The 12409-nt window shown below is 63.7% G+C and carries 6 protein-coding genes, 3 rRNA genes and 1 pseudogene; 5 read left to right on the top strand and 5 right to left on the bottom strand.

Translation table 11 applies throughout. The annotated features are described in order from the left end of the window. The 3 genes and pseudogenes from FHX80_RS03075 to FHX80_RS03065 all read right to left on the bottom strand — a co-directional run bounded on the left by FHX80_RS03075 (position 1) and on the right by FHX80_RS03065 (position 2027). On the bottom strand, positions 1-507 hold the full coding sequence (locus FHX80_RS03075) for an HNH endonuclease (RefSeq protein ID WP_145762686.1): 507 nt from the start codon (positions 505-507) through the stop codon (positions 1-3). A gap of 137 nt (positions 508-644) precedes the next feature. Further along, entirely contained in the window at positions 645-1193 is a 549-nt protein-coding gene (locus FHX80_RS03070) for a YbhB/YbcL family Raf kinase inhibitor-like protein (RefSeq protein WP_145762685.1), read from the bottom strand. Between the two features lie 52 nt (positions 1194-1245). Beyond that, positions 1246-2027 (bottom strand): annotated as a pseudogene (locus tag FHX80_RS03065) (sporulation protein). A 73-nt stretch (positions 2028-2100) separates the two neighbouring features. Here FHX80_RS03065 and FHX80_RS03060 point away from each other — a divergent pair. From FHX80_RS03060 to rrf, 4 genes are all read left to right on the top strand, one after another. Continuing rightward, positions 2101-2742 (top strand): DNA-3-methyladenine glycosylase, encoded by a 642-nt coding sequence (locus tag FHX80_RS03060; protein WP_145762684.1) that lies wholly within the window; start codon positions 2101-2103, stop codon positions 2740-2742. Positions 2743-3324: 582 nt separating this feature from the next. After that, positions 3325-4850: ribosomal RNA gene (locus FHX80_RS03050) — 16S ribosomal RNA — on the top strand. A 308-nt stretch (positions 4851-5158) separates the two neighbouring features. After that, positions 5159-8283 (top strand): 23S ribosomal RNA (locus FHX80_RS03045). A gap of 109 nt (positions 8284-8392) precedes the next feature. Further along, positions 8393-8509: ribosomal RNA gene (gene rrf / locus FHX80_RS03040) — 5S ribosomal RNA — on the top strand. The 16S, 23S and 5S rRNA genes sit together here, the layout of an rRNA operon. Positions 8510-8739: 230 nt before the next feature. Here the strand turns inward: rrf and FHX80_RS36680 are convergent. Beyond that, on the bottom strand, positions 8740-10278 hold the full coding sequence (locus FHX80_RS36680; RefSeq protein ID WP_208764569.1) for a hypothetical protein: 1539 nt from the start codon (positions 10276-10278) through the stop codon (positions 8740-8742). A gap of 30 nt (positions 10279-10308) precedes the next feature. On the opposite strand from FHX80_RS36680, the gene FHX80_RS35065 reads away from it, so the two are divergent. Continuing rightward, on the top strand, positions 10309-11064 hold the full coding sequence (locus FHX80_RS35065; RefSeq protein ID WP_208764568.1) for a tetratricopeptide repeat protein: 756 nt from the start codon (positions 10309-10311) through the stop codon (positions 11062-11064). Positions 11065-11122: 58 nt separating this feature from the next. Here FHX80_RS35065 and FHX80_RS03030 read toward each other — a convergent pair whose 3' ends face one another. After that, positions 11123-12400, bottom strand: coding sequence for a DUF1015 family protein (locus FHX80_RS03030; protein ID WP_145762682.1), 1278 nt, complete (start codon positions 12398-12400; stop codon positions 11123-11125). Positions 12401-12409 lie beyond the last annotated feature (9 nt).

Here is a 12409-nt window from a genome sequence, read left to right as displayed (position 1 = left end):
CTACGCGGCGGACTGCGCCAGCCACTCCGGCAGCGCCGACCGGTCACCGGCCCCCAGCGCGAGCAGCATCGCGTCCGCCGGAGACGGTACGAACGGCTGACGCAGCAGCGGCATCCCCGCCTGCTCCGGCGTACGGGCCGCTTTGCGGTGGTTGTCCTCGGCGCACGAGGCCACGGTGTTCAGCCAGGTGTCCTGACCCCCCTGGGCACGCGGCACCACGTGGTCGACGGTGCTCGCCCGCCGCCCGCAGTACCCGCACCGGTGCTGGTCCCGTATCAGCACACCCCGTCTGGACCACGGGGCATGTCTTCGGAACGGCACCCGTACGTACCGGCAGAGCCTGATCACCCGGGGCACCGGAATGTCCACGGCGGCACCGCGCATACGGAGGCCGGGATGCGACTGCTCGACAACGGCCTTGTCCTGCAGAATCAGCACCACCGCACGATTCAGCGTCACCGTCGACAGCGGCTCGAAGCTCGCATTCAGCACCAGCGTGTCCCGCATCCCGCCCACCTCCCGTGTGCCGCCTGCCGCCCGGCAGGCTCGGATCAACTCTGGCCGGGCAGGCCGGGATGGACAACGCAATAAAAAACGCCCTGCCCTGATCTCTCCAGGACCAGGGCAGGGCAAACAGGGTGGAACTAGCGACTTGTCGTGCTTTCGGCAGGCTCCGCGTACTCACCGATCAGCTGGGCACGGGCCAGCGTGTGGAACCGCAGGTTGAAGCCGACCACCGCGGGCGACACATCGCCGTCGGGCCCGAGCTTCTCGCTGTCCACCGCGTACACGGTGAACACATACCGGTGGTTCTCACCGGCCGGCGGCGCGGCACCGCCGAAGTCCTTCGACCCGTAGTCGTTACGGACGTGCACGGCGCCCGGGGGCAGCCCCTCGAACTTCCCGCTGCCCGCACCCGCCGGCAGCTCCGTGACCGACGCCGGGATGTCGAAGACCACCCAGTGCCAGAACCCGCTGCCGGTGGGAGCATCCGGGTCGAAGCACGTCACGGCGAAACTCTTCGTCCCCGCCGGGAACCCCTCCCACCGCAGCTGCGGCGAGGTGTTCCCCGCCGCCAGCACCTGTGCGTCCGCAAGCACGGCTCCCGGCGCGAGGTCCTCGCTCACCACGGTGAACGAGGGGACCTCGGGATGGAAGTCGTGTGGCAACGGTGCCCTCTTCGGCTCGGTCACGTCAGCACCTCTCCTTTGGCGGTTCCTGTGTCAGCAGGTCTTCCCACCGACCCTAGAGCCAGTTGCGCTGACCGCCGACCTGAGCGAGCCACTGGTTCAGATAGGCGGCCCAGTCGGTCCCCTGGAAGTCGTTCAGACCCACCTGGAACGAGCGGTACGAGTCGCTGCCCTCACTGAAGAGACCCGACTTCTTGTCCATCTCCAGCACGACGTCCATCTCGCGGTCGTCCGCGACGAACGTCAGCTCGACCTGGTTCAGCCCGCGGTACTGCGACGGCGGGAAGAACTCGATCTCCTGGTAGAAGGGCAGCCGCTGACGCGTACCGCGAATTGACCGCGCTCCATGTCAGCACTGCGGAAGCCGAAGCCCAGCTGCCCGAAGGCGTCCAGGATGGCCTGCTGCGCCGGCAGCGGGTGCACATTGACGGGGTCCAGGTCTCCGGAGTCCAGCGCCCGTGCGATCTCCAGCTCCGTGGTCACCCCGATGTTCATGCCGTGCAGGTGCTGGCCCGCGAACATGGTGATCGGCGTTTCCCAGGGGATCTCCAGCCCGAACGGCACGACGTGCACCGCACCCGCCCGCACCTCGAAGGCGCCGCCGAGCCGCAGCTTGGTGAACTCGATGTCCTGCTTGGTCTCCTGCTCCTGGCCCTCGACCTCGACCCGGGCCTGCAGTCCGACGGAGAGCCCCTCGATCTGCTGGTCCACGGAACCGCCCTGGACCCGCACCTCGCCCTGGACGACGCCGCCCGGTACGACGTTGAGCTCGGTCAGCTCCGTCTCCACCGAGGCACCGCCGGCACCCATGCTCGCGAGCAGCCGCTTGAAGCCCATGTCTTCTCCTCCTAGGTCCTGACCCCTACATACGCGCCATGACCGTAGACGGTTCCCGGTAGCCTCGGACTTCATGATCGAGGGCCAGGACCGTACGCCGCTGACGCGGGACTTCTTCGACCGCCCCGTACTGGATGTGGCACCGGACCTGCTGGGCCGGACACTGGTCCGCAGTACGCCGGACGGCCCCATCGAGCTGCGTCTCACGGAGGTGGAGGCGTACGCGGGGGAGATCGACCCCGGGTCACACGCCTTTCGCGGCAGAACCGCACGCAACAGCGTGATGTACGGACCGCCCGGCCATGCGTACGTCTACTTCACCTATGGCATGTGGCACTGCCTCAACCTGGTGTGCGGCCCGGAAGGCATGGCGAGCGGTGTGCTGCTCAGGGCCGGCGACATCCTCACGGGCGCCGAGCTCACCCGTAAACGTCGAATCTCGGCCCGAAACGACCGAGAACTGGCCAAAGGACCGGCCCGGCTTGCGACGGCGCTCGACATCGACCGCGCACTCGATGGCACCGATGCCATCGCCCACCCCGGTGCCGTCCTCGTGGTACTGCACGGCACCCCGCCACCCCGCGACCAGGTACGCAACGGTCCGCGCACCGGAGTGGGCGGTGACGGAGCCACCCACCCGTGGCGCTTCTGGGTCGAAGGAGACCCCACGGTGAGCCCGTACCGGGCCCACGCGCCACGCCGCAGGTCAACTTGACTCGCCCATGCGGGACGCCTAATGTAGTCCGAGCCGCTTGACACGGGTACAGCCAACGGTTCGGTCCATCGGGCCTCATGCCGGGCAACTCGAAGCGGCCAACCACTACCTACGAATCACCCCAGAGGGTGCGGATTTCGGCATGCCGAAATCCAAGCCATTGACTCGATTATGAGTCACCGGGGAAATCCGCTAAAGTAGTGAACACGCCGAAAGGGAAAGCGCGAAAGCGAATTCCTCGAAAGCAATCCCGCTTCGACCGGGAATCGGACACGAAAGAGTCTGATAGAGTCGGAAACGCAAGACCGAAGGGAAGCGCCCGGAGGAAAGCCGCAGAAAATGTTCTGCGGTGAGTACAAAGGAAGCGTCCGTTCCTTGAGAACTCAACAGCGTGCCAAAAGTCAACGCCAGATATGTTGATACCCCGACCTGCTTCGGCAGGTTCGAGGTTCCTTTGAAAGTCCTGGCAGATTCCTTACGGGTCTGGCAGGCAATGCACATAGCGAGGACACAGTGGACGATCGGTCATATTCCGACTTGATTGTTCCGCTCTCGTGGTGTCATCCCGATTACGGGAAAACATTCACGGAGAGTTTGATCCTGGCTCAGGACGAACGCTGGCGGCGTGCTTAACACATGCAAGTCGAACGATGAAGCCCTTCGGGGTGGATTAGTGGCGAACGGGTGAGTAACACGTGGGCAATCTGCCCTTCACTCTGGGACAAGCCCTGGAAACGGGGTCTAATACCGGATAACACTTTCCCTCTCATGGGGGAAGGTTAAAAGCTCCGGCGGTGAAGGATGAGCCCGCGGCCTATCAGCTAGTTGGTGGGGTAATGGCCTACCAAGGCGACGACGGGTAGCCGGCCTGAGAGGGCGACCGGCCACACTGGGACTGAGACACGGCCCAGACTCCTACGGGAGGCAGCAGTGGGGAATATTGCACAATGGGCGAAAGCCTGATGCAGCGACGCCGCGTGAGGGATGACGGCCTTCGGGTTGTAAACCTCTTTCAGCAGGGAAGAAGCGAAAGTGACGGTACCTGCAGAAGAAGCGCCGGCTAACTACGTGCCAGCAGCCGCGGTAATACGTAGGGCGCAAGCGTTGTCCGGAATTATTGGGCGTAAAGAGCTCGTAGGCGGCTTGTTGCGTCGGTTGTGAAAGCCCGGGGCTTAACCCCGGGTCTGCAGTCGATACGGGCAGGCTAGAGTGTGGTAGGGGAGATCGGAATTCCTGGTGTAGCGGTGAAATGCGCAGATATCAGGAGGAACACCGGTGGCGAAGGCGGATCTCTGGGCCATTACTGACGCTGAGGAGCGAAAGCGTGGGGAGCGAACAGGATTAGATACCCTGGTAGTCCACGCCGTAAACGTTGGGAACTAGGTGTTGGCGACATTCCACGTCGTCGGTGCCGCAGCTAACGCATTAAGTTCCCCGCCTGGGGAGTACGGCCGCAAGGCTAAAACTCAAAGGAATTGACGGGGGCCCGCACAAGCAGCGGAGCATGTGGCTTAATTCGACGCAACGCGAAGAACCTTACCAAGGCTTGACATATACCGGAAAGCATCAGAGATGGTGCCCCCCTTGTGGTCGGTATACAGGTGGTGCATGGCTGTCGTCAGCTCGTGTCGTGAGATGTTGGGTTAAGTCCCGCAACGAGCGCAACCCTTGTTCTGTGTTGCCAGCATGCCCTTCGGGGTGATGGGGACTCACAGGAGACTGCCGGGGTCAACTCGGAGGAAGGTGGGGACGACGTCAAGTCATCATGCCCCTTATGTCTTGGGCTGCACACGTGCTACAATGGCCGGTACAATGAGCTGCGATGCCGCGAGGCGGAGCGAATCTCAAAAAGCCGGTCTCAGTTCGGATTGGGGTCTGCAACTCGACCCCATGAAGTCGGAGTTGCTAGTAATCGCAGATCAGCATTGCTGCGGTGAATACGTTCCCGGGCCTTGTACACACCGCCCGTCACGTCACGAAAGTCGGTAACACCCGAAGCCGGTGGCCCAACCCCTTGTGGGAGGGAGCTGTCGAAGGTGGGACTGGCGATTGGGACGAAGTCGTAACAAGGTAGCCGTACCGGAAGGTGCGGCTGGATCACCTCCTTTCTAAGGAGCATCTAGATTCCGCAAGGAATCCAGAGCCACTACGTCGGCAAATGATCGACGGTGGTCAGCTCATGGGTGGAACGTTGACTATTCAGTCCCTGGTGGTTCAACCGGGTCGTAAGTACTGCTCTTCGGGGCGTGGAAAACGAACCGGGTGAATTGCAGGTACTGGGCACGCTGTTGGGTGTCTGAAGGTATGGCCGCAAGGTCGCCTTCAAACACCGGCCCCAGTGAACTCACCCGGTAAGGGTGGGGTGGTGGGTGGCTGGTCGTTGCTTGAGAACTGCACAGTGGACGCGAGCATCTGTGGCCAAGTTTTTAAGGGCGCACGGTGGATGCCTTGGCACCAGGAACCGATGAAGGACGTGGGAGGCCACGATAGGCCCCGGGGAGCTGTCAACCAAGCTTTGATCCGGGGGTGTCCGAATGGGGAAACCCGGCAGTCGTCATGGGCTGTCACCCACTGCTGAACACATAGGCAGTGTGGAGGGAACGAGGGGAAGTGAAACATCTCAGTACCCTCAGGAAGAGAAAACAACCGTGATTCCGGGAGTAGTGGCGAGCGAAACTGGATCAGGCCAAACCGTATGCGTGTGATACCCGGCAGGGGTTGCGCATGCGGGGTTGTGGGATCTCTTTTTCACGGTCTGCCGGCCGTGAGACGAGTCAGAAACCGTTGATGTAGGCGAAGGACATGCGAAAGGTCCGGCGTAGAGGGTAAGACCCCCGTAGCTGAAACATCAACGGCTCGTTTAAGAGACACCCAAGTAGCACGGGGCCCGAGAAATCCCGTGTGAATCTGGCGGGACCACCCGTTAAGCCTAAATATTCCCTGGTGACCGATAGCGGATAGTACCGTGAGGGAATGGTGAAAAGTACCGCGGGAGCGGAGTGAAATAGTACCTGAAACCGTGTGCCTACAAGCCGTGGGAGCGTCGCGCATCGAGCTTGCTCGGTGCGTCGTGACTGCGTGCCTTTTGAAGAATGAGCCTGCGAGTTTGCGGTGTGTTGCGAGGTTAACCCGTGTGGGGAAGCCGTAGCGAAAGCGAGTCCGAATAGGGCGATTTAGTAGCGCGCTCAAGACCCGAAGCGGAGTGATCTAGCCATGGGCAGGTTGAAGCGGAGGTAAGACTTCGTGGAGGACCGAACCCACCAGGGTTGAAAACCTGGGGGATGACCTGTGGTTAGGGGTGAAAGGCCAATCAAACTCCGTGATAGCTGGTTCTCCCCGAAATGCATTTAGGTGCAGCGTCGTGTGTTTCTTGCCGGAGGTAGAGCACTGGATAGGCGATGGGCCCTACCGGGTTACTGACCTTAGCCAAACTCCGAATGCCGGTAAGTGAGAGCACGGCAGTGAGACTGTGGGGGATAAGCTCCATGGTCGAGAGGGAAACAGCCCAGAGCATCGACTAAGGCCCCTAAGCGTACGCTAAGTGGGAAAGGATGTGGAGTCGCAGAGACAACCAGGAGGTTGGCTTAGAAGCAGCCACCCTTGAAAGAGTGCGTAATAGCTCACTGGTCAAGTGATTCCGCGCCGACAATGTAGCGGGGCTCAAGCGTACCGCCGAAGTCGTGTCATTCACACATATAGGGCCAACGCCTGTGTGGATGGGTAGGGGAGCGTCGTGTGCCGGGTGAAGCAGCCGCGGAAGCGAGTTGTGGACGGTTCACGAGTGAGAATGCAGGCATGAGTAGCGATACACACGTGAGAAACGTGTGCGCCGATTGACTAAGGGTTCCTGGGTCAAGCTGATCTGCCCAGGGTAAGTCGGGACCTAAGGCGAGGCCGACAGGCGTAGTCGATGGACAACCGGTTGATATTCCGGTACCCGCTTTGAAACGCCCAATACTGAATCAGGCGATGCTAAGTCCGTGAAGCCGGCCCGATCTCTTCGGAGTTGAGGGTAGTGGTGGAGCCGACGAACCAGACTTGTATTAGGTAAGCGATGGGGTGACGCAGGAAGGTAGTCCAGCCCGGGCGGTGGTAGTCCCGGGGTAAGGGTGTAGGCCGTGTGGTAGGTAAATCCGTCACACATTAAGGCTGAGACCTGATGCCGAGCCGATTGTGGTGAAGTGGATGATCCTATGCTGTCGAGAAAAGCCTCTAGCGAGTTTCATGGCGGCCCGTACCCTAAACCGACTCAGGTGGTCAGGTAGAGAATACCGAGGCGTTCGGGTGAACTATGGTTAAGGAACTCGGCAAAATGCCCCCGTAACTTCGGGAGAAGGGGGGCCATCACTGGTGATCCGATTTACTCGGTGAGCTGGGGGTGGCCGCAGAGACCAGCGAGAAGCGACTGTTTACTAAAAACACAGGTCCGTGCGAAGCCGTAAGGCGATGTATACGGACTGACGCCTGCCCGGTGCTGGAACGTTAAGGGGACCGGTTAGCTGACTTTCGGGTCGGCGAAGCTGAGAACTTAAGCGCCAGTAAACGGCGGTGGTAACTATAACCATCCTAAGGTAGCGAAATTCCTTGTCGGGTAAGTTCCGACCTGCACGAATGGCGTAACGACTTCTCGACTGTCTCAACCATAGGCCCGGTGAAATTGCACTACGAGTAAAGATGCTCGTTTCGCGCAGCAGGACGGAAAGACCCCGGGACCTTTACTATAGTTTGATATTGGTGTTCGGTTCGGCTTGTGTAGGATAGGTGGGAGACTTTGAAGCGGCCACGCCAGTGGTTGTGGAGTCGTCGTTGAAATACCACTCTGGTCGTGCTGGATGTCTAACCTGGGTCCGTGATCCGGATCAGGGACAGTGTCTGATGGGTAGTTTAACTGGGGCGGTTGCCTCCTAAAGAGTAACGGAGGCGCCCAAAGGTTCCCTCAGCCTGGTTGGCAATCAGGTGTTGAGTGTAAGTGCACAAGGGAGCTTGACTGTGAGACCGACGGGTCGAGCAGGGACGAAAGTCGGGACTAGTGATCCGGCAGTGGCTTGTGGAAGCGCTGTCGCTCAACGGATAAAAGGTACCCCGGGGATAACAGGCTGATCTTCCCCAAGAGTCCATATCGACGGGATGGTTTGGCACCTCGATGTCGGCTCGTCGCATCCTGGGGCTGGAGTCGGTCCCAAGGGTTGGGCTGTTCGCCCATTAAAGCGGTACGCGAGCTGGGTTTAGAACGTCGTGAGACAGTTCGGTCCCTATCCGCTGTGCGCGTAGGAATATTGAGAAGGGCTGTCCCTAGTACGAGAGGACCGGGACGGACGAACCTCTGGTGTGCCAGTTGTCCTGCCAAGGGCATGGCTGGTTGGCTACGTTCGGAAAGGATAACCGCTGAAAGCATCTAAGCGGGAAGCCTGCTTCGAGATGAGTATTCCCACCCTCTTGAAGGGTTAAGGCTCCCAGTAGACGACTGGGTTGATAGGCCAGATGTGGAAGCCCGGTAACGGGTGGAGCTGACTGGTACTAATAGGCCGAGGGCTTGTCCTCAGTTGCTCGCGTCCACTGTGTTGTTCCCGGGTTGCGAACAGTCGCACCGGTTGAACAGCTTCACTACTTAATTGAAAAGTGTGCTTGTTCGCTAGAACCCAATTAGGGTTTCGGTGGTCATTGCGTTAGGGAAACGCCCGGTTACATTCCGAACCCGGAAGCTAAGCCTTTCAGCGCCGATGGTACTGCAGGGGGGACCCTGTGGGAGAGTAGGACGCCGCCGAACAATCTTTGAAGGACCCTTGGTCCCAGCGTTCAACGCTGGGACCAAGGGTCCTTTTTTTGTTTTGCCGAAGCGCGTCGGGTGTCCGGCTGCGCAAGAATGTCTGTATGTAGTACCCGATGACAGGAGCACCACCGATGTCCACCAACTCTCCCGACGATCGTTCGGAGCGCGAGCCGCGTCGCCGTGACGGCGGTGACCGGGGCGGCGTCAGCGGTGGTCGTGACGACCGGTCAGGCGGCCAGCGTCGGGACAATGACCGCGGCGGAAACCGACGCGACGACAGCCGGCCCACCAACAGCGGCGGCGGCTTCCGCCGTGACGACAGTCGACCCAGCAGTGGCGGCGGCGGCTTCCGCCGTGACGACAACCGCGGCGACCGGGATCGCGCGCCGCGGCGCGACGACCACCGGGGCGGTTCCGGCTCCTCCGGCGGCGGTTTCCGTCGGGATGACAGCCGGCCCAGCAGTGGCGGCGGCGGCTTCCGTCGCGACGACAACCGTGGCGGTTCGTCCGGTGGTGGATTCCGGCGGGACGACAACCGTGGTGGTTCCAGCAGTGGTGGGTTCCGCCGTGACGACCGGGGCGGTTCCGGTTCTGCCGGTGGTGGTTTCCGTCGTGATGACCGGGCTCCGCGTCGTGATGATGACCGTGGTGGGCGTTCCGGTGGTGGGTTCGAGCGGCGTGAAGACCGGCCGCGTGGGCCCCGTCGCGACGACGACAACCGCGGCGGCAGCACCGGTGGTGGCTTCCGTCGGGATGACAGCCGGCCCAGCAGTGGCGGCGGCGGCTTCCGTCGTGACGACAACCGTGGCGGTTCGTCCGGTGGTGGGTTCCGCCGTGACGACAGCCGTGGTGGTTCCAGCGGTGGTGGGTTCCGCCGTGACGACCGGGGCGGTTCCGGTTCGTCCGGTGGTGGCTTCCGGCGTGATGACAACCGTGGTGGTTCCGGTTCTGCCGGTGGTGGTTTCCGTCGTGATGACCGGGCTCCGCGTCGTGATGATGACCGTGGTGGGCGTTCCGGTGGTGGGTTCGAGCGGCGTGATGACCGGCCGCGTGGGCCCCGTCGCGACGACGACAACCGCGGCGGCAGCACCGGTGGTGGCTTCCGTCGGGATGACAGCCGGCCCAGCAGCGGCGGCGGCGGTTTCCGTCGTGACGACAACCGTGGCGGTTCGTCCGGTGGTGGATTCCGTCGGGACGACAGCCGTGGTGGTTCCAGCGGTGGTGGGTTCCGCCGTGACGACCGGGGCGGTTCCGGTTCGTCCGGTGGTGGCTTCCGGCGTGATGACAACCGTGGTGGTTCCGGTTCTGCCGGTGGTGGTTTCCGTCGTGATGACCGGGCTCCGCGTCGTGATGATGACCGTGGTGGGCGTTCCGGTGGTGGGTTCGAGCGGCGTGAAGACCGGCCGCGTGGGCCCCGTCGCGACGACGACAACCGCGGCGGCAGCACCGGTGGTGGCTTCCGTCGGGATGACAGCCGGCCCAGCAGTGGCGGCGGCGGTTTCCGTCGTGACGACAACCGTGGCGGTTCGTCCGGTGGTGGGTTCCGTCGGGACGACAACCGTGGCGGTTCGTCCGGTGGTGGATTCCGGCGCGACGACAACCGTGGCGGCGCCTCCGGCGGATTCCGTGGTCGGCGGGATGACGGCGACAGGGGTGGCTACCGCGGCCGCGACGACCGCGGTGACCGTGGTGGGTACGAGCGTCGGGACGATCGGGAGCGTGAGCCGATCAAGCGGCTTCCCATCCCCGACGAGGTCACCGGCCACGAGATCGACAAGGACGTCCGGCAGGAGCTGATGAGCCTGCCCAAGACCCTGGCCGAGGATGTCGCCAGGAACCTGGTCATGGTGGCCCGGCTGCTCGACGAGGACCCCGATCAGGCATACGAGTACTCGCGTATCGCCCTGCGACTGGCCTCGCGGGTCGCGGCTGTGCGTGAGGCAGCGGGCTTCGCAGCCTACGCGACGCAGAAGTACGCGGAGGCGCTGGCGGAGTTCCGGGCGTCCCGTCGGATGACCGGTTCCGTGGAGCTGTGGCCGGTCATGGCCGACTGCGAGCGTGGACTCGGTCGGCCGGAGCGGGCGATGGCCATGGCCGGTGAGCCCGAGGTGCAGAAGCTGGACAAGGCCGGACAGGTCGAGATGCGTCTGGTCGCTGCCGGAGCCCGCCGTGACATGGGGCAGATCGATGCCGCCATCGTGACTCTGCAGAGTTCCGAGCTGGCCTCCAGCGCCGTCCACCCGTGGACGCCGCGACTGCGCTATGCGTACGCGGACGCGCTGCTGGCCGCAGGGCGCGAGGACGAGGCGCGTGAGTGGTTCGGGAAGGCCCTGGAGGCCGACAAGGACGGCTCCACCGACGCGTCGGACCGCCTTGCCGAGCTGGACGGTGTCGAGTTCGTCGATGCTCTCGGCGACGATGACGAAGACGGTGCCCCCGCTCCCGCCCCCGCGGACACGGCCGACGATGCCGAGGCGCCGGTGGCAGCCGCCACGGACGACGAGGACGCGGACGGCGACGACGAGGACGAGGACGGTCCGGTCAAGGCGTAACGCAGAAGAAGAGGGCGGCACCCCAGGCGGGGTGCCGCCCTCTTCTGTATGTCCGGGGTCAGCCGAGGGGCAGGCTGCGCAGGACCAGACCTGTCGCCGGCTTGGGGCCGAAGGACGTCGACTTGCGTGGCATGGTGATGCCCTGCCGGGCCAGGTCCCGGACGACTTCTTCGCGTACCGGATGCATCAGCACCGCCGTGGCGTTGTGGCGCTCGGCCTGTTCGACGGCGGCCGCGGTGTCGTGGATGTAAGCGATGTGCGCCGGGTCGTCGGGGATCTGCCAGACGTGGTCGAGCAGTGCCGAGTGCAGGACCGTCGCGTCGAGGGTGCGCCAGGCGGCCGGCCGGTCGGCCGGAACGGTGCGGGTCAGCAGGGCCTCGTCGGGGCGGTCGGCCAGATGGAAACCGCCGTCGCCCGCGAGCAGGAAGGCGTTGCCCTCGGCGGCCGCTCCGGCCAGGGCGTCCAGTGCCTGGGGGAGTGGCCCCTCGATGTCGCGGATCCGGAAGAGGCCGGTCAGTGCGGAGAGCGCGTCGGCGACGGGCAGGTCGTGCAACAGCCGGTGGATGGACCGGACCCGGAGCGGATACCGGGCCGTGTCGACGAGGAGGACCAGGCCGAAGTTCCAGGGGCCGGGGAGGGCGTGTTCCCGCTGAAGCCTGAGATAGGTGGCCCAGCGGTGGTGGCCGTCGGCGATCAGGGCCTGGTGACGGGCCAGATCGGCCTCGGCCACCGACTGTTCGGCGGCGTCGGTGACTGCCCAGAGCCGGTGGCTGAAGCCGTCCTCGGTGGTGGTGGCGAGCAGCGGCGGGCGCTGGATCGTCCGCTCGATGACGGCGGTCGCCCCGGTGGCGTTGCCGTCGCTGCGGTAGGTCAGCAGCAGCGGTTCGAGATGGGCCTCGGTGGTCCGCATCAGGTCGGCGCGGTCCTCGACGACATCGGCCATCACGTCCTCGTGCGGGAGCACGATGCCTTCGGCGGGTTCGGAGAGGGCCAGCGCGCCGATGATGCCGCGCTGGAGGATCTCGTCGTTGCGTTGCTCGTACACGTAGAGCGCGGGCTCGGGGTCGGGGGCGAGGATCCCCTTGGTGAGCCAGCGGTTCAGGGTCGCGGCGGCCTGTTCGTGGCGGGCGGGCGCGGTGTCGGCCTGCGGCAGGATCAGCCGGACGATGTTGTGCGGATCCGCCGATTCCAGGTGGAGCAGCCCGTCGGGCCGCACGACGACGTCGTACGGCGGCGAGGTCACCGCGGCGAGGCTGCCGACCAGCTCGGGGACGTATCGCAGTCCACGGAACGGAATCAGGTGCAGTCCCTGGTCCGCGGGGCCTCGTGTGTTCATTACTGCATC

The organism is Streptomyces brevispora (genome assembly GCF_007829885.1).
In the GTDB taxonomy this organism is placed as follows: Bacteria; Actinomycetota; Actinomycetes; order Streptomycetales; family Streptomycetaceae; genus Streptomyces; species Streptomyces brevispora.
The sequence above is the reverse complement of the archived record's forward strand: the minus strand, read 5'-3'. Positions and strand labels throughout refer to the sequence as shown.

Excerpts from the sequence above, each read along its gene's own strand:
- FHX80_RS03075 (WP_145762686.1), bottom strand. The coding sequence starts at position 507 with ATGCGGGACACGCTGGTGCTGAATGCGAGCTTCGAGCCGCTGTCGACG.
- FHX80_RS03030 (WP_145762682.1), bottom strand. The coding sequence starts at position 12,400 with ATGAACACACGAGGCCCCGCGGACCAGGGACTGCACCTGATTCCGTTC.
- FHX80_RS35065 (WP_208764568.1), top strand. The coding sequence starts at position 10,309 with ATGAGCCTGCCCAAGACCCTGGCCGAGGATGTCGCCAGGAACCTGGTC.
- FHX80_RS03060 (WP_145762684.1), top strand. The coding sequence starts at position 2,101 with ATGATCGAGGGCCAGGACCGTACGCCGCTGACGCGGGACTTCTTCGAC.